Origin of the sequence: Mucilaginibacter sp. JRF, assembly GCF_015223065.1 — a bacterium.
Lineage (GTDB): Bacteria > Bacteroidota > Bacteroidia > Sphingobacteriales > Sphingobacteriaceae > Mucilaginibacter.
This window is the reverse complement of the sequence record NZ_JADFBY010000002.1, coordinates 195,562-218,599: the sequence shown is the minus strand read 5'-3', so window position 1 is coordinate 218,599 and position 23,038 is coordinate 195,562. Positions and strand designations below refer to the sequence as shown.

18 protein-coding genes and 4 tRNA genes are annotated in these 23,038 nt (G+C 45.8%); 4 read left to right on the top strand and 18 right to left on the bottom strand.

What is annotated here, in order from left to right; all coding sequences use genetic code 11:
* Positions 1-108 precede the first annotated feature (108 nt).
* Both IM792_RS06375 and IM792_RS06370 read left to right on the top strand, forming a co-directional pair.
* A complete protein-coding gene (locus IM792_RS06375) occupies positions 109-456 on the top strand; it encodes a hypothetical protein (protein ID WP_194101002.1) in 348 nt (115 codons plus the stop codon).
* 82 nt (positions 457-538) lie between these two features.
* The gene (locus tag IM792_RS06370) at positions 539-2,314 is read left to right on the top strand and encodes a hypothetical protein (protein WP_194101001.1); all 1,776 of its coding nucleotides are present in this window, start codon (positions 539-541) and stop codon (positions 2,312-2,314) included.
* A gap of 137 nt (positions 2,315-2,451) precedes the next feature.
* Here the strand turns inward: IM792_RS06370 and IM792_RS06365 are convergent.
* From IM792_RS06365 to IM792_RS06350, 4 genes are all read right to left on the bottom strand, one after another.
* Positions 2,452-2,522, bottom strand: a tRNA-Gln gene (locus tag IM792_RS06365).
* Positions 2,523-2,535: 13 nt separating this feature from the next.
* A tRNA-Cys gene (locus tag IM792_RS06360) sits at positions 2,536-2,607 on the bottom strand.
* Positions 2,608-2,615: 8 nt separating this feature from the next.
* Positions 2,616-2,688 (bottom strand) — tRNA-Ile (locus IM792_RS06355).
* 12 nt (positions 2,689-2,700) lie between these two features.
* Positions 2,701-2,774 (bottom strand) — tRNA-Pro (locus tag IM792_RS06350).
* A gap of 316 nt (positions 2,775-3,090) precedes the next feature.
* On the opposite strand from IM792_RS06350, the gene IM792_RS06345 reads away from it, so the two are divergent.
* Positions 3,091-4,491 (top strand): aminopeptidase P family protein, encoded by a 1,401-nt coding sequence (locus IM792_RS06345; RefSeq protein ID WP_194101000.1) that lies wholly within the window; start codon positions 3,091-3,093, stop codon positions 4,489-4,491.
* A 33-nt stretch (positions 4,492-4,524) separates the two neighbouring features.
* Here the strand turns inward: IM792_RS06345 and IM792_RS06340 are convergent, their stop codons facing one another.
* The 11 genes from IM792_RS06340 to IM792_RS06290 form a co-directional block, all read right to left on the bottom strand.
* Positions 4,525-5,139: a TetR/AcrR family transcriptional regulator gene (locus IM792_RS06340; RefSeq protein ID WP_194100999.1), complete on the bottom strand. Its 615-nt coding sequence runs from the start codon at positions 5,137-5,139 to the stop codon at positions 4,525-4,527.
* A gap of 115 nt (positions 5,140-5,254) precedes the next feature.
* Positions 5,255-5,848 carry a TetR/AcrR family transcriptional regulator gene (locus IM792_RS06335; protein WP_194100998.1) on the bottom strand — a complete coding sequence of 198 codons (594 nt, stop codon included), beginning with the start codon at positions 5,846-5,848 and terminating at the stop codon, positions 5,255-5,257.
* 36 nt (positions 5,849-5,884) lie between these two features.
* Positions 5,885-6,319 carry an arsenate reductase ArsC gene (locus IM792_RS06330; protein WP_194100997.1) on the bottom strand — a complete coding sequence of 145 codons (435 nt, stop codon included), beginning with the start codon at positions 6,317-6,319 and terminating at the stop codon, positions 5,885-5,887.
* Positions 6,320-6,330: 11 nt separating this feature from the next.
* Positions 6,331-6,756, bottom strand: a complete 426-nt coding sequence (gene arsN2, locus IM792_RS06325; RefSeq protein WP_194100996.1) for an arsenic resistance N-acetyltransferase ArsN2 — start codon at positions 6,754-6,756, stop codon at positions 6,331-6,333.
* A gap of 12 nt (positions 6,757-6,768) precedes the next feature.
* Positions 6,769-7,299, bottom strand: coding sequence for a DUF6428 family protein (locus IM792_RS06320; protein ID WP_194100995.1), 531 nt, complete (start codon positions 7,297-7,299; stop codon positions 6,769-6,771).
* 46 nt (positions 7,300-7,345) lie between these two features.
* A complete protein-coding gene (locus tag IM792_RS06315) occupies positions 7,346-7,678 on the bottom strand; it encodes a metalloregulator ArsR/SmtB family transcription factor (RefSeq protein ID WP_194100994.1) in 333 nt (110 codons plus the stop codon).
* Positions 7,679-7,788: 110 nt separating this feature from the next.
* The gene (locus tag IM792_RS06310; protein ID WP_194100993.1) at positions 7,789-10,353 is read right to left on the bottom strand and encodes a DUF5686 and carboxypeptidase-like regulatory domain-containing protein; all 2,565 of its coding nucleotides are present in this window, start codon (positions 10,351-10,353) and stop codon (positions 7,789-7,791) included.
* A gap of 155 nt (positions 10,354-10,508) precedes the next feature.
* The gene (locus tag IM792_RS06305) at positions 10,509-11,924 is read right to left on the bottom strand and encodes an efflux transporter outer membrane subunit (RefSeq protein ID WP_194100992.1); all 1,416 of its coding nucleotides are present in this window, start codon (positions 11,922-11,924) and stop codon (positions 10,509-10,511) included.
* 42 nt (positions 11,925-11,966) lie between these two features.
* A complete protein-coding gene (locus IM792_RS06300) occupies positions 11,967-15,131 on the bottom strand; it encodes an efflux RND transporter permease subunit (RefSeq protein ID WP_194100991.1) in 3,165 nt (1,054 codons plus the stop codon).
* Positions 15,132-15,185: 54 nt separating this feature from the next.
* Positions 15,186-16,352, bottom strand: a complete 1,167-nt coding sequence (locus tag IM792_RS06295) for an efflux RND transporter periplasmic adaptor subunit (RefSeq protein WP_194100990.1) — start codon at positions 16,350-16,352, stop codon at positions 15,186-15,188.
* Positions 16,353-16,438: 86 nt separating this feature from the next.
* Entirely contained in the window at positions 16,439-17,029 is a 591-nt protein-coding gene (locus IM792_RS06290; protein WP_194100989.1) for a TetR/AcrR family transcriptional regulator, read from the bottom strand.
* Positions 17,030-17,188: 159 nt separating this feature from the next.
* On the opposite strand from IM792_RS06290, the gene IM792_RS06285 reads away from it, so the two are divergent.
* Positions 17,189-19,795, top strand: coding sequence for a glucosidase (locus IM792_RS06285; protein WP_194100988.1), 2,607 nt, complete (start codon positions 17,189-17,191; stop codon positions 19,793-19,795).
* Here IM792_RS06285 and IM792_RS06280 read toward each other — a convergent pair.
* Genes IM792_RS06280 through zwf form a run of 3 tightly spaced genes read right to left on the bottom strand, consistent with a single transcriptional unit; the run spans position 19,756 to position 23,035 of the window.
* Positions 19,756-20,745, bottom strand: a complete 990-nt coding sequence (locus IM792_RS06280; RefSeq protein ID WP_194100987.1) for an ROK family protein — start codon at positions 20,743-20,745, stop codon at positions 19,756-19,758. The two genes, IM792_RS06285 and IM792_RS06280, sit on opposite strands and share 40 nt — an antisense overlap.
* A gap of 18 nt (positions 20,746-20,763) precedes the next feature.
* Positions 20,764-21,507, bottom strand: a complete 744-nt coding sequence (gene pgl / locus IM792_RS06275) for a 6-phosphogluconolactonase (protein ID WP_194100986.1) — start codon at positions 21,505-21,507, stop codon at positions 20,764-20,766.
* A gap of 1 nt (position 21,508) precedes the next feature.
* Positions 21,509-23,035, bottom strand: a complete 1,527-nt coding sequence (gene zwf / locus IM792_RS06270; RefSeq protein WP_194100985.1) for a glucose-6-phosphate dehydrogenase — start codon at positions 23,033-23,035, stop codon at positions 21,509-21,511.
* Between the last annotated feature and the right edge of the window lie 3 nt (positions 23,036-23,038).

Genomic DNA, 23,038 nt, shown 5'->3' with positions numbered 1-23,038 from the left:
TCGCCCAAGTAAAAAATGTGCGCACGATCACTTTTTGCCATGACGGCAATCATGGCCGGGGCAGGGTTTTATCGGCAATTTTGAATTGTAAACAAAACGATAAAAGTTATGGCAACCATTAAAACAATAACCCCGCATTTTGTAAGTGACAATAAACCGGCAACCCGGCATTTTAACTTGTGGGACAAGTTTAATGAGTTTGCCGACGCGCAAAAAAGCAAGCAAACCTTATGGTTCTTTTTAGTGCTGATGGTGCATGGCGTAATATTTTTACCCATACCGGCAGTGCTAAGCTACTACTTCGACGGTTCTGCCGCAGTATTGGCCATCACCATGATCTGCTTTTTTGCAAACCTGATCGCCAATATGGCCGGTGCCGGTATACGTACCGTGCTCAGGCTGTTCGCGGCCAGCTTTCTTATCCATCTGGCAATGATCATCATTGTAATAGTTTAACAACAAGATTAGTGTGGTATGATTAAAAAAAGCGGTTTGTCAGCCGCTTTTTTTATTGAATAACAATTTTTCCCTTATTAATATGCACAACTTCCATATCCCGGTTTTAGGACTGGCCTTTTCAATAGATACGCCGCTAAAGGTGGCACGTTATGGTATATCATCGGTAGTTTCAATAGTTGATGATGAGCTTACGGAACGCATGCGTGAATTCCACATCCGCGAGCATAATGATGAGTACATCCCCATCCATAAAACCGAGCACGATTACCGCGCCCGCCGCATTACGGCCTACCTGGATATGCTGAACACTTATGTTAACCTGCAAATGGTAGCCATAAAGCAACAGCCATTTAATGAGGGGCACGATATTGACCGTTATTTTGATATGCTGCCCGATGGCTCGCGCCTCAAACAAAAATATACGCTGATGCAGCAAACAGACGATGCTGAACTTAAGCACAGGTTAGAGCAACAGCTACGCTGCCAAATGCAGCCCGGCAGCATTGATGTAAATATTATGGCTAAGGTTGATAAGATGAATTATGATAAGGATGGCCAGCCAACCGGAGATATGAATACCGATGCGCTTGCCGCCCTGCGTGGCTTTGCCCAAAGTGCTGTACATGGCTCAGTGGTATTATCGGCAGGGATGAACCCGAGGCTGTATAGCTACCTCGAACAGTTCAGGGATTTTTTTCCGGATGAGGATGGCAATATCCGTAAGCGGGTGATACTGAAGGTGAGCGATTACCGGTCGGCTTTGATACAGGCTAAGTTTTTGGCTAAAAAAGGTATATGGGTGCATGAATTCCGTATCGAATCGGGTCTTAACTGCGGCGGCCATGCCTTTGCTACCGATGGTTTGCTGCTTGGCCCCATTTTGCAGGAATTTAGCGAAAAGCGACAGGACATGTTTGATGAACTGCAACAGATATACTTGCATGCGCTGAATGGCAAGGGTTATCATACCCTAAATAATCCATCTATCCGCGTAAGTGTGCAGGGTGGTATAGGCACCGCTGCCGAAAATAGTTTTTTATTAGATCATTACGCGCTGGATGCTACCGGCTGGGGTAGTCCGTTTTTGTTAGTACCCGAGGCTACCAATGTGGATGAAGAAACACTACACCAACTTACTAATGCCCATCCCGATGATTTTTACGTGAGCGCGGCATCACCTCTGGGGGTATTGTTCAATAATTTCAGACCGGCAGGTATACAGCAGTTACGCTTAAAACGCATAATGGCCCATCGGCCGGGTAGCCCGTGTACTAAAAAGTATTTGTGTACCAATACCGAATTCACCAGCGAGCCAATATGTACGGCATCGCGCCAGTATCAGCACCTTAAAATTGAGCAGCTGATGGCCTCCGATCTGCCGATTGATAAGATAACCCATCAGATAAGGGAAGTAACCGAAAAGGTATGCCTTTGCGAAGGATTAGCGGTATCGGCCTATATTAAAAACGACATCCTCAAACCGCGCGAAAACAAGGCCGTAGCCATTTGCCCCGGCCCTAACCTGGCTTATTTTAAAGCGACGTACTCCTTAGATGAAATGGTGAAGCATATTTACGGCAAGCTAAACCTGTTGAAGAATGTAAGCCGCCCCAACCTGTTCATCAACGAGCTTAACCTGTATATTGATTATCTGAATAAGGAAGTAGCCCGCTCGGTAAATAACATAAACAGCAAAAAGGAAAAGTACTTAGATAAATTTAGGCAGCAATTGCAACAAGGCATCGACTATTACAAAGGGCTGATACCGCAAATAAGCAACCAAACCCGCGAATATTTGCAGGAGATGCAAGCCATGCTGCAAACCTGCGAGGCACAGTTGCACGCTATGGTATAGTTAGAGTATCAAACAGCCAGATATAAAAAGCACAACAATTTATATAAAGAAATTTCTTTATATAAAACACTCCCCCCTTACCCGCCCGGATGATGATTCTCGGGCGGGGCGGGGTGACCTGAATTTTCAAAAAAATGTTTTTCTGCATGGACTCGAACCACGATCTTCTGAACCAAAATCAGACGTGCTACCATTGCACCACAGAAAAATTTAAAACACGGAGGCCGGTACAAGATTCGAACTTGTGAACGATCCTTTTGCAGAGGATACCCTTACCACTCGGGCAACCGACCTTTATTTGTGGAAATAACAGGACTTGAACCTGTAACCGGCACCGTATAAGGGTGTTGCTCTCACCATTGAGCCATATTTCCATTTAATTACTGTAGGGTAACCCGGACTCGAACCGGGAGCCTCCACATCCCAAATGTGGTAATCTGACCAATTGATATACTACCCTGAAAAAACTCCCTAAAACAAAAAATCCCCTTAGATGAACTAAGAGGATTTTAAAGTATTTTCTTATTTTTTAGTCAATACATAGCCTATCCTCTCTGATCACTCAGTTGGGGTATAGCACATTGTATTGTTGTTGTTTTCATGCTGCAAGTATACAACTAACATTTATCAAATCAAGAATTTTTCTTTATTTTTTTTATTTAATATTTTTTATCGGATAGATCGAGGGGGTAACATCCTCCTGTCAAAAGCTAAAAAGCGGGCATGGGGTTTAAATAATTTTGCTTTGATTTGCGCATAACAAATACATTTCAACTATGGAGATCAACCTATTTGAAAAACAGGTTTATACCAACCGCCGTGATGTGCTAAAACAACGCTTTGGCACCGATGGCATTTTGCTGTTTATGGGTAACGAGGAAAGCAGCATGAACTATAAGGACAATGCCTACCTTTTTCGTCAGGATAGTAGTTTTTTATATTATTTCGGGCTTGATGTAGCCTCGCTGGCAGCCACCATTGATACCGAAACCGGTGAGGAAATCATATACGGTAATGAGCTTACCATTGATGATATTGTGTGGACAGGCACCCTGCCTACCGTTAACGAAATGGCCTCGATGGTGGGCATCAGCAATACCAAACCATACAACGCCGTTGCCGACTATATTCAGGCAGCCATAAGCAAAGGTCGCACGGTACACATATTGCCACCCTATAGGCCGGAGAATGTGATCAAGCTGGCCACGTGGTTCGGTAAAACTACGGCCGAAGTAAAAGGTTTGGTGTCCGAAAAATTGGTTCGTACAGTGATCGGGCAGCGTGTTATCAAGTCTGCTTTGGAGGTTGATGAGCTGGAGAAAGCGGTTAACACCAGTATTGATATGCAGCTGGCTGTTATTAAAAACTCGCGACCAGGTGTAAAATGTTTCGAGATGGTATCGCATGCGCACCAGGTGGCTATAGCCCAAAATTCAAGGTTGGGTTATCCGGCTATCATAACCACACAAGGTCAAACCCTGCACACCCACTATTATGGCCACGAGCTTAAAGAGGGCGATATGGTATTGAGCGATATTGGCGCCGAAAATGCCCTGCATTACGGCGGCGACCTTACCCGCACTTTTCCGGCAGGTAAAAAATTCAGTACCAAACAGGCCGATCTGTATAACACCGTGATCAGCGCTATGGATCATGCCATCAGTATGCTGAAACCGGGCGTTAGATATTTGGATATTCACTTAGCTGCCTGCCAAAAATTGGTTGAGGGCTTAACCGGCGTAGGCCTGATGAAAGGCGATGCTGCCGAAGCGGTAACCGCGGGCGCGCATACCATGTTCTTTCAATGCGGTTTAGGCCACATGCTGGGTATGGATACGCACGATATGGAAGACCTGGGCGAGCAGTTTGTTGGCTATACCGACGAGCTGAAGAAGGAAACCAGTATTTTCGGTTTAAAATCGTTGCGTTTGGGGCGTGAGTTGCAGGCCGGTTTCGTACTAACCGTTGAGCCGGGCATCTACATTATACCTGAACTGATTGACCGTTGGCAGGCCGAAAATAAGTATGCTGATTTTATTAATTACGATGTGCTGAACACCTACCGCGATTTTGGCGGCATACGTGTTGAAGATAACTTTTTAATAACCGATACCGGCCATCAGCTATTAGGCAAATACCTGCCCAAAACCCTGCACGAAATTGAGGGATTGAAATAATCCCTCAACTCCCATTACATTAAGGCTGCCTTATTAATTGATAGGCAGCCTTAATATACGCTCCAACTCCGGTGCTACTTTGTTGTTATAATAAACACTTAGCGATGCCGTGTGGCTCAATGTTGATGCGGATGACCTGCTCTCGGCATAAGCACAGGCCGATTGATAGAGGTATTTGAATGATATGAACCTGATATGCACATTGCTGTTTTGCAGCAGGCCCTGCTCAAAATGATCATATATCGGGTTAAGCAACTTTACCAGCTCGGTCCTGAAATCCTGCGCCTGAAAAATTGACGGCGATTTAAGATAGCGGCAAATAACGCTGGCTTTATCGGCATTGTGCGTGTTAAAGGCTACCAGCAAAGCCCAAAAATCTTCGGTTTTATGTTCACGATAGTCGTTGCGGTACGAGCGTAACGACATAAAGAGCGCCAGGCTATCCAAACTGGCTTGCAGGCAAACTTGCATCAGGTTGCCCAGATTACCGTATTTGGCTACTATGGCATAGCGTTTGGCATTGGCGGCAACGCCCACCTGGTCGAGCGTTAGCTGTTCAAAACCGTACTTGCTGATAAGCCTGATGGCACTATCAACAATTTGCTCCTTACTTTTTGATGTTTGCCTTTGCGCGGTTCTTGCTATCATGATTGGGTTGATTTGATCTGTAATAGAATGAATTGTGATATTGCTATAACGCAGAAACTTCGATAATCATATAGACACTTTACGTATTTATGTCGAATTATGATCAAAAAAAATTCTACTTTAATCCTTTATATAAAATCTGGGCTAACCAGTTTATTTTTTCTTCAAAATTTGGCAGCTTGTTGTATAATACTATTTCGTGCTCAAAGCTTTTAAAGGCCGTCACAAATATCTCCGACAGAAACATACTATCGTCGGTACTTAACGGGGCTATCTCCTTATTGGCCTGGGCCCATTGTATAATATTGTTCAGCAGGGCTATCTCGTTATTTTGTAGTGTATGCGTTTTTGATGCCAGTAGCGATGGATCTTGCCTGAAATCTTCGGTCACCAGTTCGTATGATGATACCAGCCTTTTCAGGTTACGCAGCTTAACGGTATAGTACTTTTCAATATTGGTAACAAAGGTAGCCTCGGGGCTTATCACCTTTTGGCATTCGCGCAGCAGCTGGGTGAACATTCTCACACCAACGGCATCAAACACTTCCATTTTATTGCGGAAGTAATAATAAAGCGTGCTCCTACCCTTACCACTGGCTTTTGAAATATCCTGCATGCTTACCTTCAGGTAACCATACTTTTTAAATACCTCTTCAGCAGCGGTAATTATATCCTCACGTACACTATCCAGAGCCTCGGCTTTAATCATTAGACAATTATACACATTTTGTCGAAAATAACAAAATCAAACCTCTGTTGTTTTTACAAACAGATGTTCTTCCGTGAAATTCTTTACATAAAGTTTTATCATATCCCTTACAACCTTAAACTGCTGCATAACCTCCACCTCGGTACCGGTAGCTTTTGCCGGGTCCGGAAAGTTGTGGTGCAGCCGGTGTACATTACCCGGAAAGTAAGGGCATGCCTCATTTGCGTTGTCGCAAACGGTTATCACATAATCAAAGGCTATGTGTTGGTATTCATCCACATGGTTTGATGTATGGGTGGATATATCCATACCCTCATCAGCCATAATTTTAATGGCTTTAGGGTTAACGCCATGTGTTTCAATACCCGCGCTGTAAACATTGGCTTTGTTACCTGCAAAATGTGTCAGGTAACCATGCGCTATCTGGCTACGGCAACTGTTACCGGTACATAGTATCAATATGTTTTTCAAACTGATGTTTGTTAAAGTGTTTTAAACATTACGATGGCTGTTTGCGGGCATACCGAGCTATATTGTTTTGAGAGCTGCAATGCGGCAGGCACATCGGCGCGCCGAGCCTCATCAAACCCCGATCGCTTAAAATATCCCGAAGCTGTTTCGGTAAATAACCATAGCTGCTTTATGCCTTTGTGTATGGCACGCGTATTCACTACGCATAACAAGCTGGCCGCAATACCCTTACCCCTATGTTCGGGCGCTACGGCAACCGAGCGCAGCAAGCCATAACTGCCATAGCTCTCAAAGCCGGCCACAGCTATTATCCTGTTATCATTTATAGCTACATAAAAATCACTCATATCATCAGGCAGATCCTGATAAGGTAAGTTTTGCGATTGCAGCAGAGCGGTTACCTGTTGCCTGTAGGGTTTTGCCGATAGTATGATCATGTTAAATTATAATTAACAGCAACCACCACCCGGTGTACAGCATGATGCCGCTGCCAAATTTTGTATGCCTGTTCTTTGTTCACTATCATCAGCCCCCGGGGTGCCGCAATTACCGCCACGCTCAATAGCCTTGCACTGTACGGTATCGGGGCGAAGGTCAACCACCAAATTGCCATCGGCAATAATAAAACCCTTGGGTATAAGCTGGCGGGTATCAAACTGCTGGTTGCCAAACTCAACCTTTACCATAGCTAACGGATGCAGGGGCATAGTTTTTTCAACCAAGTTTACTATGGCGAGTGCCTTATCAACCTTCATGGCTTCGCGATTGCCCTCGCTTACGGGCTCCCATAGTTGTATTATCACTTCTGTCCAGGCATTCATTACACCACCACAATCAACCGAAGTTACCGGCGCCTGCTTTATTTCGGTTATATGGTATGATGCATCAACCCATTGCCCTTCGGCGTACTGAAACTGTAGGGTAAGCCCCTTGTTAGCCACCAATGTATCCTTAAATGTTTGCCAGTTTAGTGTTTCCATGTTAATTGTATTATTGCAATATTACGATAGTTGTTTTCAAAAAAAATCAGCAGCAGGTATTTGCTGATCCCTTATATGATTCAAAAAAATTATTTAATAAACTGTTAAGCGCTTTCCATGCTTTAGGTTCAATACAGTAACAAACACTCGCGCCATCAATACTGCCCTGAATAAGTCCCGCGTTTTTTAGTTCTTTTAAATGTTGCGATATGGTGGCCTGAGCCAACCCTAACTCCTCAACCAGATCGCCGCAGATACAGGCATCAGCTTTAATAATATGCTGAAGTATGGCTATACGTGCCGGGTGCGCGATAGCCTTAAGCATAACAGCCAAGTGGTTTTGCTCATCAGTAAATATCTCGGTACGTGTAATCCCCATATCAATCGCAATATTACGATGGATATTTCAGAAATCCAAATCTGTTAATAACAGAAAAGGCCCGTAACAAATACGGGCCTCTTGCATATATATTGAGTTAAGAATTTTCGTTAAAAATCGAACTTAACAAAGAATCTAAATCCGCTTTTGGCAATACCCGGATTATCGAGGTATGAGAAACGTTTAACATAATCAACCCTTAATAGTTTGAATATGTTTGATATACCCACACTACCCTCCATGTATGGGTCATTGCCTAATGAATAAGTGATAGGCAAGCCTGTTTCGGTACTAACAGGGAAGTTCAGCAACTCCGGATGCAGAGCTGGGTTGTTTTGATTACGGATGCCACCCCAAAGGCTTTTAAAGTCAACAACCTCACGCCATTTCAGCTTTTTAAGCAATGGTATCTTGTTAAAAAAGAAACCATTAAAGCTATGATCGATAGTTATTGACGCGTAATGATCACTCACAAACTCCAAAAAGTTCATTAAGTTGTATGATTGGAACTGGAACGCGTACGATTGGTTGGCCCTGTGTATATCCAGCAACGGAAATGGTGCCTGCCCGAATATGTTGTTACCCTCTAACCAAATATCGGTATAACCAAACTGCGACCAGTAAAAACGTTTGTTAATGTTAGCCGTAATGCTTTGGTAATTATAATCGCCACCAAACAGATCTCTCACCCCCTGGTTATACTGCACCATAAAAATGGGATACTTATCAGGTATCGGTGTACGGTATAGTTTGCCTTGATAAAACTTTTCGTGAGGGGCATAACGCAGTTGTAACGAAAGCTCGGTAGTGCTTAGGGTACGCACGTTGTTAGGCTGACCGTTCAAATTATTTTGGAAATACAAGGCACCGGCCGGGCTTTGCGACCATGTTTTAAAGCCCAGATTGTACGAGAAGTGGTTGCGGAACTCATGTACATAATCTAACCTGAATATGTCGTTATACAACCACATATCATTATTACCACGTTTAAATGATAACAGGAAGCTACTCTCCTGCACAAACTGCAACTCCTGACCCGGAATTTTTGTATCGTGCTGAAAGCTTGCCCTGATATAGTTTTGCGGGAAACGATAGATAGACTTATCATTTAACGAGTAGGTAGCACTTAAAAAGTACTTGAACTTTTCGTCCTTAAAACCATAAGCGCCGTACGTTTCAAAATAGTAACGCTCGCTCAGCGCGGTAGTGGTACGGCCACCTAAACGCAGCCTGAAACCCTCAACCGGGTTAAAGCTGTAAAAGGTATTTACGGGGCCAACCTCAAACGGACCAAAATTCTTGTAACCGGCAATGAACAGGGTAATCAGGTCCATAGTGCGTTTAAAGGATGGTATGGTTTGCAGGCTATCAATATTCTTATAAATATCGCGCTGCTGCACGCTAAGCGTATCCAGGCGGTTTGACTGCCAGAACATATCGCTCTTATCCTCCGCATCCAACGATGTTACCACTGCCGGACCATCATAGATAGTTTTTGGCTGGGCCTGGTTAATGGCAAAATCCTGAATAGTTACGGTGCGCTGGCCAAAAATACCGCCACCTTTATTTTTATTGATACCAAAATCCATCTTCAGGTCGCTGCCGCTTAGGTGGTAACGGCCATCGGGATTTTTGGCAAAGGTTAGCGTGGCCATCATTTGGCGCACAAAGTTAAGGTTGATGTTTTTATTGACTGATAATACCGCGTTCTCAACAGCATAGTTACCATCAAGGGTGATGTATATGCGGCCTTCAAACAGCATATCGGTAGTGTTGCGCGGCGTAAAGCTCAGCTCAACCAATTGCGGACTTTGATCCTTAAGCGTATCGGTAATAAAGAATTTATAGAATGCCGGTGCAGAGTTGGCTATCGGGCTAAGTATCTGGTTGCTTAACAGGGAGATATTATTATCATATATCTCAATATCCTGGTACATGCGGTTAAAGTACTGCTGCAAGCCCTCGTTATCAATAAAGTTCTCATCAAACTTAACCTGCTTGTGGGCGGTAACTATTTGTTTTTTCCTTTCAGGATCTTTGCGGTAGTAATTGTCAGACAGCTTTTCTTCCATATACATCGGCAGCAAATTCTTGCCACCAATGGCGGTTGAATCCTGCTCTTGGAACAGGAACTGGTAGTTACGGAACATTTTACGGTTCTTGAACTTGTCAGACAGGTTGCTTAGCGAGAAGAACATCTTTTCGTACTGCTTGTACTGGGTATAGTCGTATGCTTCAGAGCGGTTTTTATCCCTGTTAGCAATAACCTTGCGGATCAGTTCAACAGCAGGGTTATTCTTGTTGCTATATTTCTTCTTTTTACCGGCTTTTACCACTACTTCGCTCAGTAGCTTGGCATCGTCGCCCATTAAAATATCAACGGTTTGCTCGCGGCTGGGCAATATGTTTTTTAGTACGGTTTTATAACCTACGTATGATGCTTGCAACTGGGTATAGGTGCCGTTAATGGTGATGCGGTAACGACCATTCATATCGGTATTTACGCCTTGTGTGGTACCCACAACAGCCACCGAAACATAGGGCAGTGTTTCTTTGGTCTTTGCATCGCGAATGGTACCCTGCACAACAGTATTTTGCGCAAAGGCCATCACGGTCAGCAACATAGCTACTGCCAATAAACTTAATTTCTTACTTACTTGTATTATGATATTCATATTTATATTCACTCAATTTACCTCGCGGCAAAAAGGCGCACAAAGATAATTACAATACCGCAGGGTAAATATCCCCGCGGTATTGTAGACGAACATTGCTTTGCAATATTTTAAGCCAATGTTAAATATTGCTAACTTTTTGACAATGCCGTGTTTTATTTCCAACCACCACCTAATGAACGGTATAGGTTCACTATGGATTGTAATTGTTGCAACCTGTCGCTTACACTGCTAAGCTGCGCGGCCAGCAGGCTTTGCTCTGATGTTAACACATCAGTATAGTTAGTTGCCGAGCTGTAGCGCAGCAACTCCTTAGTAAAATCAACCGACTTTTGTAATGCTTCCAGCTGATGGGTACGTGAGCTTTGTTTCTCCATAGCTGTTTGATAAGCATACAGCGCGTTCGATACTTCTGAACCTGCATTCAATATTGATTGCTGGAAAGCATAGTAAGCCTGCTCCTGATTAGCCTTTGCTGTACGTAACCTGGCGCGGTTCTCGCCCTTGGCAAAAATAGGTTGGGTAAGACCGCCAACTATATTGTAAAATATAGAGTTATCAAACAGGTTCTTGATTTTTAATGACGACAAACCACCCTGTGCCGTTATGGTTAAGGCCGGGTAAAAATAGGTGCGTGCCATATTAGTATTCTCGAACGCGCTGCGGAAGGCAAACTCAGCCTGCTGCACATCGGGCCTGTTTTTTAGCAATTGAGATGGTATACCCACCTGCATATCGCTATAAGGCTTTTGCTCATCTAACGAGGTGCGTTTTATGGCGCCCGGAGCACGGGCAAGCAGTATACTCAAAGCATTCTCCGTTTCGCGGATGCTGCGTTTCAGATCAGGTATGGTAACCTCGGCAGCATAACGGTTGGCCTCGCTTTGTACCACGGCAGCACCGGTAACTATGGCGCTCTCCTTCAAAGCCTTCATGGTTTCCACATCGGTAATGCGGTTTTTAAGCGTTTGCTCAGTTATGGCCAATTGCTTATCTAAAGCCAGCAGGTTGTAGTAGTTGTTGGCAATATCAGCTATCAGCTGTGTTTGCACGGCACGCTTACCGGCCTCACTCGCGAAAAAGCTTGCCAACGCCGAACGTTTCGAACTGCTTAGCTTACCCCAAATATCGGCCTCCCAGCTACTGCTTAAACCCAATTGGTGGGTAGTGGTGGTCAGGATGAACGAGCTTGCAAACTCCGGCGGAAAGTTCAAACCTGCCAGTGATTGCTTGTTACGGGTTACCTGCGCGTTGCCCGATAGGCTCGGGAAAAACGCGGCCTTGGTTTGCTGCAACGTAGCATACGCCGAGTTGATGCGCTGCATAGCCGTTTTAAGGTCGAGGTTATTTTGTATACCCTCTTTTATAAGGCCTTGTAAAACGGTATCGGCAAATAGCTGCTCAACAGGCACAGTGGCTATCGAGGTGGTATCGCTAATGGTAGTATCACGATACAGCTTATCCGTTTGTACGTTAAGGTCGGGCTGCTTATACTTTTTAGTAACACACGATGAAATGATCATCGTTGCTGCAAGCGCTGCGAGTACCGGCCATTTATATCTCTTGATCATTGTTATGATAATTATCTTTTTACTCAATAAATTACAACACGGTTATTTAGCCACTACAACTTCATCGTCCTCATCATCTTCTTCTTCCTGCGCTTTTTTACCGCTAATGCGTTCTTGCAGGCTTTGGAATATTACGAACAGCGTAGGGATAACGAACACACCGAATATGGTACCGATAAGCATACCGCCTACCGCGCCTGTACCAATTGAGCGGTTACCCTCGGCACCCGCGCCGGTGGCCAGCATCAACGGAACCAAACCCAGGATGAACGCGAACGATGTCATCAGGATAGGGCGTAAACGGGCTACGGCACCTTCAATGGCGGCATCAATAATGCTCAAACCACCTTTGCGGCGCATCACCGCGAACTCTACGATAAGGATGGCATTTTTGGCCAGCAAACCGATGAGCATGATGAGCGTGATCTGTAAATAGATGTTGTTTTGTACACCGAATATTTTGGCGAACACAAACGCGCCGGCCAAACCTACAGGCAGTGAAAGCAATACCGCGAATGGCAGAATATAGCTCTCGTACTGCGCGCTAAGCAGGAAGTATACGAATATTAAACACAGTGCGAAGATGAACAGTGTTTGGCTACCGCTTGATATCTCCTCACGGCTAAGGCCAGAGAATTCGTAGCCATAACCGGTTGGTAATGTTTGCGCGGCAACTTCCTGTACGGCCTTGATGGCATCACCCGTACTAAAACCAGGCTTAGGCGCACCGGTTATTGATATGGATGTGAACAGGTTGAAACGGCTGATAGATTCCGGACCGTAAACTTTTTTCAGGGTCACGAACTCTGATATCGGCGCCATCACATTATCATTGGTACGCACAAATATTTTGGTCATGCTCTCAGGCGTGCCGCGGAAACCCGCATCAGCCTGTATCATTACACGGTATTGTTTACCAAACTCGTTAAAGTTTGATGCATACAAACCACCAAAATAACCTTGCAGTGTACCCAACACGGCATCAACACCAATATTGGCATCCTTACACTTGGCTACGTTTACATCAACCTCGTATTGCGGAAAGTTGGTGTTAAAGAAGGTAGCACCGTATTGAATTTCGGGACGCTGATTTAAAGCACCCAGGAATTTACCATTAACAGCCATGAAATTTTCGATGCTGCCGCCGGTACGATCCTGCAATTGCAGCTCAAAACCACTGCTGTTACCAAAACCTTGCAGTGATGGTGGCGCGAAGAAGATGATCTTGGCGGCTTTGATACCGGCCGTCATGCCAAACATCTTACCTGTAACGGCTGAAACACTATGCTCGGCACCTTCACGCAGCTTCCAATCTTTCAGTTTTATGAACAATATACTGTATGAACCGCCCGCGCCGCTTAACAAGCCTGTACCGGCAACACGTGTAACCGATTCAACCTCGGGTAGCGATTGTACCATTTTACCAACCTGATTTGATACCTCGATACTACGCTCCAACGATGCCGCCGGAGGTAGGCTGATATCGGCCATGATAAAGCTTTGATCCTCATCGGGCACGAAACCGCTTGGTGTGGTTTTTAACAGGTACCAGAACAGTACGCCAAACACAGCTATACCCAATACCGCTATCCATTTTTTAACAGACAGGAAGCCTACCGAACGTTTGTATTTTTCGGTAACGGCATCAAAACCGGCGTTAAAGGCCGCGTAAAAGCGGTTAAGTAAACCTGTTTTATGATGTTCTCCTTCCGGATGCGGTTTTAATAACAGGGCACACAGCGCCGGGCTCAGCGTTAACGCGTTAACCGCCGATATAATGATGGAAATAGCCAGTGTTAAACCAAATTGTTTATAAAACACACCCGATGAACCGGTGATGAATGTTACCGGGATAAATACCGCGGCCATAACCAGGGTAATAGATATTACCGCGCCGCTGATCTCGTTCATGGCGGTTACGGTAGCTTTTTTGGCTGATTTGGCACCGTTATCCAGCTTGGCGTGTACGGCCTCAACTACCACGATGGCATCATCCACCACAATACCGATGGCTAACACCAACGCAAACAAGGTTAACAGGTTGATGGTAAAACCGAACAATTGCAGGAAGAAGAATGTACCCACAATAGCTACCGGCACGGCAATGGCCGGAATCAGCGTTGAGCGGAAATCCTGCAGGAAGATGAATACCACGATAAACACGAGGATAAATGCCTCGATAAGCGTGTGAATTACCTTTTCGATAGATACGTCAAGGAAATCATTAGCGCTAAAGATGTGCGTTACCTTAACGCCCTGCGGGAAAGTTTTTGCTGCCTGCACAAGCGTTTCATCAATCTGCTGAATCATCTCATGCGCGTTTGATCCTGCTGCCTGGTATACAGCCAGCGCTATTGATGGCTCGCCATTGGTTTCGGTAGTAACACTGTAGCTTAACGCGCCTAATTCAACACGTGCTATATCCTTAAGGCGTAAAAACTGCCCGTTACCTGCTGAGCGGATAACGATGTTCTCAAACTCGGCAGGTTTTTTTAAGCGGCCTTTGTATTTAAGTACGTACTCGAATGATTGCTTGCTGTTTTCGCCTACCTTACCCGGTGCGGCTTCAATATTCTGCTCGGCAAGGGCGGCGTTAACATCAGCTGGTATAAGGCCATAAGTAGCCATAACATCAGGCTTAAGCCAAATACGCATCGAGTAATCCTGCGATCCGAAAGAGATGGCATCACCCACACCATTGATACGCTTTACCTGTGGCAATACGTTAATGGCGGCATAGTTCTGCAAAAATGTCTGGTCGAATGATTTGTTTGAGCTTTGCAGCGCGAACACCATCACCATACTGCTTTGCTGCTTGCTGGTGGTAACACCCGCCTTGGTAACCTCGGCAGGTAGCAATGGGGTAGCTTTTGATACCCTGTTCTGCACGTTTACCGCTGCCAGATCGGGATCAGTACCCAGTTTAAAGTAAACGGTAATGGTTGCTGTACCATCATTGGCGGCTTTAGAGGTCATGTAGGTCATGTTCTCCACACCGTTTATCTGTTCTTCAAGCGGTACAATAACACTATTCATCACCACCTCGGCATTAGCGCCGGTGTATGATGCCGAAACCTGCACCGTTGGCGGCGCGATATCGGGGTATTGGGATATTGGCAGCGTGGTTAGCCCCAGTATACCCAGTATAACTATGATGACCGATATAACGGTAGAGAGTACCGGCCTTTCAATAAATTTGCGTAACATATAGTTGTTGTGCTGAGGTTGCAAGGGCACATCGGTACCCTTAATAATTCGTTATTACTTTACGTCTTTGTAAGCGGCTTCGCCACCTTTGGTATCAGGCTGTATGGTCATGCCATCCTGTAGGTTGGCCACACCATCAAACACTACGGTTTCACCGGCCTTAACACCTTCGGTAACTACAAAGTATTGCCCCGCCGGAGCTTCAACCGTTGTTATCTCGGTGCTTTTTACCTTACCGGCATTATCAACCACGTAAACAAAACGCTTGCCCTGTAACTCAAAAGTTGATTTTTGCGGAACCAGTACACCATTGGTAATTTTTTGCGGTACGCTGATGTTAGCGCTACCACCACTGCGGATAAGCCCTAACGGGTTAGCGAACGTCGCCCTTAATTGCGATGAACCGGTTGAGGTATTGATTAAACCATTAGCAGTTTCAACCTTACCTTTTTCCGGATACTCGGTACCATCAGCTAATGTTAATGATACGGGTGGCAGTTGCTTTAATTTTTCATCGAGGGTTTTGCCTTTGTTGTGCCTTGCAAAATCAAGCAGTTGCTTCTCGTTAAGCGAAAAGTAAGCGTAAACCTTACCAATGTTTGATACCGTGGTTAATGGCTGCGCAGTTGTGCTGCTTACCAAACTACCCAGTTTGTAAGGGATAGCACCTACCACACCGTTAACCGGGCTGGTAACTGTGGTGTAACCCAAATTTGTTTTAGCGTTTGACAGGCTCGCTTTAGCTTGCTTTAACGCGGCCTCGCGCGATTGCAGGGTAAGCTCGGCTGTTTCCAGCTCGAATTTACTGATGATGCCTTTCTCAACCAGCGGACGGGTTTTGTTAACCTGTAGCTTGGCGGCGTTAACATCAGCCTCGGCACTGGCAATAGCGGCAGCGGCGGTGTTTACTTCCTGCGCGTATTGCGGCGCGTTAATGCGGAACAATAGCTGGCCTTTTTTAACTACGCTGCCTTCGTCAATATAGATCTGATCAACGTAACCGTCAATCTTCGGACGTATCTCGATGTTTTGCTGCCCTTCAAGGGTAGCGGGGTAAATGGCATTGATCTCCGTATTTTGCGGCGTGATCTTAAATACCGGGAAACTTTGCGGGGGCTGAGCGCCGGCACCTGCCTGGCCTTGCTGCTGTCCGCCGCCACATGCTGATAATAACAGCACTGCCGAACCTAAACCGGCAACTATAAACGCTTTGGTCCTCATGGTAATGTTTGAAAATTGATATATGTGCATGATATTTAGTGACTTGATTGTTTGATTAGTTTGGTTGAAATTTGTTAAAATTATTTTCATTTTTTAAAAAGCATATTACAAACCAGCTGTTTACGCTCCAGCATCATTCTGTTGAATTGCTCATCGTCCATGCTGTAAAATTGCTTGTACATGGGTTTCATTACCAGCGGATAGATCATCATCGAAAACATGTTCATGGCAAAATGTATAGGGTCCATTTTCTCCAGCCTGCCCGCATCCATCTCGGCCTGTATCTGCTTTGAAAAATTCTCCACCTTTTCGCTCATGTTCTCTTTGTGATATAAATTTCCCCGGGTATTCATCTCCGTTATCAGGAAGGTTTCCTGATAAGGAAACTCCATCGAATCGGCCATGAATACATCAATAAAATCTTCAATACGTTCTCTAAAAGGTTTTTCAGTTTCCATAACCTGTGCAAGCCTTTGGCTCAGGTCATTCATCCCTTCCTCGTAAACCTGGGTGATCAGCGTATCTTTTGAGCGGAAATAATAGTTAACCAATGTTCGGTTAACACCAGCGGCGTCGGCAATATCCTGGGTGGTGGCATGCAAACGGCCTTCAGCAAAAAAAACACGTTTGGCGGTATCCTTGATCAATTTTTCGGTACCTGTATCTCGTGTTGCCATATTTGTTTGACAAAATTGTTAAACATTTAGTTTAAACAAGAATTCCAAATTCAAATCAGGGGATTTTTGACAACTTAATGATATTTGATACCCATGTAAACGTGATTATTACAATAAGGTTAGCTATTATTGCCCAACAACCTATCTATTAGCTTAATTATGCCTGAAAACATTGAAGAACAACGCGTAGCCGACCAATACACCGGAAAGACCAACTGGCTTAAATGGGGACCCTATTTATCTGAACGCCAGTGGGGAACGGTACGCGAAGACTACAGCGCCAATGGCGATGCATGGAATTACATAACGCATGATATGGCCCGCAGCAAAGCCTACCGCTGGGGTGAAGAAGGTATTGCAGGCATTTGTGATGATAAACAACACATTTGCGTAAGCCTTGCACTATGGAATGGCCATGACGCGATACTGAAGGAGCGCTTGTTCGGCCTTACTAATGGCGAGGGCAATCATGGTGAGGATGTAAAGGAGTTGTATTACTATCTGGATAATACGCCCTCGCATACGTATATGAAGATGCTGTACAAATATCCGCAGCAGGCTTTCCCTTATGATCAGCTTATACAAAAAAACGCCGCCGCCGGTAAGGACAAACCCGAGTATGAACTGATAGATACAGGCATATTTGACAACAATGCCTATTTTGATGTATTTGCTGAATATGCCAAGGTTGATGCTGATGATATACTGATACAATACACCGTTCACAATCGCGGCAGCCAAAAAAGCACGGTTGATTTGCTGCCGCAAATATGGTTTCGTAAAACATGGCATGGAGGTGATGCCCGCCCGGTTATTAAGCAAAGCGGCAAGGATGCCTTTGAGCTTACATCGGCAGCAACGGGTACTTACTACCTATACTTTGAGCAACCTACCGATACCCTTTTCACCAATAACGAAACCAACCGCCGACGCTTATATAAAACAGATAACAAAACGCCTTACGTTAAGGATGCCTTTAACGAGCGCATTGTAAAAGGCAACATCGATGCTATAAACCCCGACCATACCGGGAGCAAGGCGGCCGTTTGGCATCATTTTGAAATTGAGGCGGGCGGCAAGGCAACCATCCGTTTACGACTGAGCCGTGTGGCAACCAACTCCCCTTTCACGGAGTTTGATGATACCCTGGCACTGCGCTTAACCGAGGCTGATGCGTTTTACGCGGGCAAACAAACCACCGTACAATCGGCCGACGCGCGTTTGGTACAGCGCCAGGCCTGGGCGGGTTTATTATGGAGCAAGCAATATTACAACTACAACGTTAAGCGCTGGCTTGATGGCGATGCCGGTAATATAACGCCACCTGCCAACCGCAGAAAAGGGCGAAACACATCGTGGAAGCATTTTGTGGCCGAGGATATTTTGCTGATGCCCGATAAATGGGAGTACCCCTGGTTTGCCGCCTGGGACCACGCCTTTCATTGTATAGCTGTAGCGCCTATTGATCCGGGGCTGGCTAAGGCTCAGTTACAGATATTGATCGGCGTAAATCACATGCATCCCAACGGGCAAATACCTGCTTACGAATGGGATTTTAGCGATACCAATCCACCCGTACAGGCGGTTGCCACCTTGCAGGTTTATGAAATGGACAAAGCCGCTACCGGCAAGGGCGATACACTGTTTTTAGAAAACGTGTTTCAAAAACTGCTGCTCAACTTTACCTGGTGGGTTAACCGTAAGGATAGCGAGGGCAACAATATTTTTGAGGGTGGCTTTTTGGGGCTGGATAACATAGGCATATTTAACCGCAGCGAACCCGTACCCGGTGGTGGCTTTTTAGAGCAAGCCGATGGCACCAGCTGGATGGCCATGTACGCCCTCAACATGATGCGCATGGCCATGGAACTGGCCGTAACCAACAAGGCTTACGAGAGCATGGCCATTAAATTTGCCGAGCACTTTATGTACATAGCAGGCTCTATTGCCAATATGGGCGAGGAATCTGACGGTTTGTGGGATGATGAGGATGGCTTTTACTACGATCTGCTGCGCAAACCTAATTGCAGTTGGGAACGCTTGAAGCTACGTTCGATAGTCGGGCTGATACCGCTATTTGCTGTGAGTGTATTTAAAGAGAACCAGTGGCAGCAACTGCCCGAACTGATACACCGGTTAGAATGGTTTAAGGAACAACGCCCGGATCTGGTAGCCTTAGTAAGCCGCTGGCGAGATGTTAATGGCGATCAGCATTTGTTCTCGTTGCTGCGTGGCCACCGCATGAAGCTGTTGCTGAAACGGATGCTCGATCCGGAGGAGTTTTTGTCGGATTATGGTATACGCTCCCTGTCAAAAAAATATGAGCAGCAGCCTTATCAATACACGCTAAATGGCTCAGGCTATTCGGTAAAATATATTCCCGGCGAGAGCGACTCGTTCATGTTCGGCGGTAACAGTAACTGGCGCGGGCCGGTATGGTTTCCGCTGAATTACCTCATTATTTGCTCGTTAAGGCATTTTCATGAGTATTATACCGATGAATTTAAGGTGGAATACCCAACACGGTCGGGCCAATACTTAACCCTGGCACAAATAGCCGATGAATTGAGCAAGCGCCTGCAAAACCTGTTTTTAACTAACGAGCGCGGAGAGCGCCCGGTTAACGGCGGCCGTTTAAAGTTCAATTTTGATGAACAGTTTAAACAGTACATTCCGTTTTTTGAATACTTTAATCCCGAAACCGGTGAGGGTTTAGGCGCCAATCATCAAACCGGGTGGACAGCCCTGGTAGCCTTGCTTTTTTGAACCAGCGAACTCGCGCCCAAAATAGCGGCATCGGCCTCTTTTAAATCACTCAAAAGTAACTTAACCCGCCCCCTGAAAGCAGGGAGCAGGTTAAGTTCCATATACTTTTTGGCCGGCTTTAATAAATAATCGCCTGCCTTTATAACACCACCAAACAGCACAATAGCCTGCGGCGACGAAAACATTACAAAGTTGGCCAAAGCCTCGCCTAAAATTCTACCGGTTATCTGGTAAACCTTTTGGGCAAGCTTATCGCCTTGCACGGCCAGCTCATTGATCACCTTGGCGGTAATATCATCAACCTTAACCTGGCGCAGTTTACTATCAGGATACGCCTTCTTTTTCAGCTGCTCCTTAGCGGTAATAACAATGCCCGTTGCCGAGCAATATGCCTCAACCGAACCACGCGAACCAGTTGACCAGTGCTTACGCCCACCCGGCCTGATGATGGTATGCCCCAGCTCACCGGCAATACCGTTGCAGCCGTAAAGCAGCTTACCATCAACCACTATACCGCTGCCTACACCTGTGCCCAGTGTTATCTCAATAAAGTGTTGCATACCTTTGGCTATGCCATATTGCATTTCGCCGGCGGCGGCAGCGTTGGCATCATTGGTAAGTATGCAGGTAAGGTCAAACTTATCAGTCATCAGCTTGGCTAAGGGCACTTCCTCACCCCAGCGCAGGTTAGGCGCATGATCGATACAGCCGGTGTAAAAATTACCATTGGGTGCGCCCATGCCTATGCCTTTTACCGTTTTATCGGTATGGTTTTTAAGCAGGGGCGTAATGTTCTCGTACAAGGCATCAACAAACAATTCAACTGTAGCATAATCGGTGGTTTTTATACGCCCTTCATCAAGTATGTTTCCCTGGCTGTCTACCAGCCCGAACTTGGTATTGGTTCCACCAACGTCTATCCCTATAACTATCTCTTTGTTTGTAGCCATTCCTTGTAGTAAGTGTAATTATTTAGATGCTTTTGCTTCGTCAGACAGTTTTGAGGCCGCGCCTTCATCAACCATCCACATCAGTTTGCCGCTTGCTGGGTTAAGCAATTGCGATGGGTATTGCTCAAAATTGCGCTCACCCTCTAAAACCTCGTGCAATGCCGGTGCCTTGTTGGCGCCAAATACCAGCACCGCTACCTTTTGCGCCTTGTTAATGAAAGGCTCGGTAAGCGTGATGCGGTACATTTGCTGCGGCTCAAGGTAATAGGCATCCACCCATTTGGTACGCTCGTGCAGCACCTCGGTATGCGGGAACAATGAAGCGGTGTGCCCGTCATCGCCCATGCCTAATATCAGCAGGTCGAAATTGGCTTCATCTTCGCCAAAAAAACCACGCAATATTTGCTCGTAATCGGCAGCGTAAGCCTTGGCATCCTTATCATCGCTCCACATCGGGAAGATGTTTTGCTTTGGGATAGGCACATGGTTAAGCAGGGTTTCAAAAGCCATTTTGGCATTGCTTTTCTCATCTGTTAACGGCACCCAGCGCTCATCGCCCCAAAACACAAATACCTTGCTCCAGTCAAGCTGTTCCTGGTACTCAGGCTGGGCCAGTATTTTGTGCAGCGCCACCGGTGATGAACCACCGGTTAACGCCACCGTAAACCTGCCATTTTTAGCAATGGCCGATGTACCGGTGCTGATAAACAGATCGGCAAGGGCGGTGCAAAGCTCTACATTATCTTTAAATATACTTATCATGTTAGCAGTCTTTCTTACGGTCGTTAGCATGTATGTTTATTGCCCAAACATGGCCCTCGCGGGCTATCAAAGCCTCAGAGGTTTCAGGGCCCCATGATCCGGCGGCGTAGTTAGGGAAATCAAGCGAGTCGCGCGATTCCCAGGTTTCCAGTATCGGGGTGATCACATCCCATGCTTCCTCTACCTGGTCAGATCGCATAAACAGCGTGGCATCACCCCTCATGGCATCAAGCAACAAGGTTTCGTAAGCCTCCGGTGTTTGGGTTGAGCAGGTATCGTAATCAAATATCATCTCGGCCGGGTTCAGCTCCATTTCAAGGCCGGTTTTTTTGGCCATAAAACGTAAGCGAATATCCATTTGCGGCTGAATATTGATGGTCAATCTGTTCGGCATCAGGTTATCCGACTGGCGCTCCTGGAAAGTGGAGTGCGGCACCGGTTTAAACTGTATGGTGATTGATGAGGTTTTCTCCTGCATGCGTTTACCGGTACGCAGGTAAAACGGCACATCCTGCCAGCGCCAGTTATCAATAAAGAATTTGATAGCGGCAAAGGTTTCCGTATTCGAGTGCTTATCTACCCCTTGCTCCTGGCGGTAGCCCGGTACTTTTTTACCTTGCAGCCAACCTTCGGCATACTGACCGCGCACGGCGTATTTGTGCACCTCGTCATGCTTCATGCGGCGCACGGCACGCATAATATCAACCTTGCGGTTACGTACTTCCTCAGCCTTGAATGATGCCGGTGGTTCCATAGCCACCATGCAAAGTATCTGCAACAGGTGGTTCTGTATCATATCGCGCAAAGCGCCCGAGCCTTCGTAGTAACCACCACGATCCTCAACACCTACCTGTTCGGCCACGGTTATCTGCACGTAATCAATATAATTACGGTTCCAAAGCGGCTCAAACAATGAGTTTGCGAAGCGAAAAGCCAGGATATTCTGCACGGTTTCCTTACCCAGGTAGTGATCTATACGATAGATCTGCTCCTCGTGAAAGGTTTTAGTAAGCAGCTTGTTCAGCTCAATAGCGGTTTCTTTATTATGGCCAAATGGTTTTTCGATCACCATGCGGTCGCGTGCGGTATCAGCCGCCAAACCTGCCTTTTTAATGTTTACGGTAACCGCCTCAATAAACTGCGGCGCTACCGAAAGATAGAACAACCTGTTGGCACGTACGCCCCAGGCCTTGCTCTGATCTTCCATCTTCTTGTTCAGATCGGCGTATGATTTAGCATCGTTGATGTTTGACTGAAAGTAAGAGATAGACTCCTTAAAGGCCTCCCATTTTTCAGGATCAGGTGCCCCGCTGCGCGAAAATTCACCTAAACCCTCGTGCAGGCGCTCCCTGAACTGGTCGTCCGTTAATTCGGTACGGCCCAGGCCTATAATAGCGAAATTATCGGGCAGCCAGCTTTCAAGGTACAAATTGTATAATGCCGGTATAAGTTTACGTTTGGCAAGGTCACCTGTACCGCCAAATATCACCATTATTACCGGATGGTCATTTTTATTAACCGTTTTCATTTT

What these genes read in the sequence shown, in the direction of transcription:
- arsN2 (WP_194100996.1), bottom strand. Translation starts at nt 6,756, where the DNA reads ATGATCATACTATCGGCAAAACCCTACAGGCAACAGGTAACCGCTCTG.
- IM792_RS06370 (WP_194101001.1), top strand. Translation starts at nt 539, where the DNA reads ATGCACAACTTCCATATCCCGGTTTTAGGACTGGCCTTTTCAATAGAT.
- IM792_RS06295 (WP_194100990.1), bottom strand. Translation starts at nt 16,352, where the DNA reads ATGAGGACCAAAGCGTTTATAGTTGCCGGTTTAGGTTCGGCAGTGCTG.
- IM792_RS06290 (WP_194100989.1), bottom strand. Translation starts at nt 17,029, where the DNA reads ATGGCAACACGAGATACAGGTACCGAAAAATTGATCAAGGATACCGCC.
- pgl (WP_194100986.1), bottom strand. Translation starts at nt 21,507, where the DNA reads ATGATAAGTATATTTAAAGATAATGTAGAGCTTTGCACCGCCCTTGCC.
- IM792_RS06320 (WP_194100995.1), bottom strand. Translation starts at nt 7,299, where the DNA reads ATGGAAACACTAAACTGGCAAACATTTAAGGATACATTGGTGGCTAAC.
- IM792_RS06310 (WP_194100993.1), bottom strand. Translation starts at nt 10,353, where the DNA reads ATGAATATCATAATACAAGTAAGTAAGAAATTAAGTTTATTGGCAGTA.
- IM792_RS06345 (WP_194101000.1), top strand. Translation starts at nt 3,091, where the DNA reads ATGGAGATCAACCTATTTGAAAAACAGGTTTATACCAACCGCCGTGAT.
- IM792_RS06300 (WP_194100991.1), bottom strand. Translation starts at nt 15,131, where the DNA reads ATGTTACGCAAATTTATTGAAAGGCCGGTACTCTCTACCGTTATATCG.
- IM792_RS06305 (WP_194100992.1), bottom strand. Translation starts at nt 11,924, where the DNA reads ATGATCAAGAGATATAAATGGCCGGTACTCGCAGCGCTTGCAGCAACG.
- IM792_RS06285 (WP_194100988.1), top strand. Translation starts at nt 17,189, where the DNA reads ATGCCTGAAAACATTGAAGAACAACGCGTAGCCGACCAATACACCGGA.
- IM792_RS06340 (WP_194100999.1), bottom strand. Translation starts at nt 5,139, where the DNA reads ATGATAGCAAGAACCGCGCAAAGGCAAACATCAAAAAGTAAGGAGCAA.
- IM792_RS06375 (WP_194101002.1), top strand. Translation starts at nt 109, where the DNA reads ATGGCAACCATTAAAACAATAACCCCGCATTTTGTAAGTGACAATAAA.
- IM792_RS06335 (WP_194100998.1), bottom strand. Translation starts at nt 5,848, where the DNA reads ATGATTAAAGCCGAGGCTCTGGATAGTGTACGTGAGGATATAATTACC.
- IM792_RS06280 (WP_194100987.1), bottom strand. Translation starts at nt 20,745, where the DNA reads ATGGCTACAAACAAAGAGATAGTTATAGGGATAGACGTTGGTGGAACC.
- IM792_RS06315 (WP_194100994.1), bottom strand. Translation starts at nt 7,678, where the DNA reads ATGGGGATTACACGTACCGAGATATTTACTGATGAGCAAAACCACTTG.
- zwf (WP_194100985.1), bottom strand. Translation starts at nt 23,035, where the DNA reads ATGAAAACGGTTAATAAAAATGACCATCCGGTAATAATGGTGATATTT.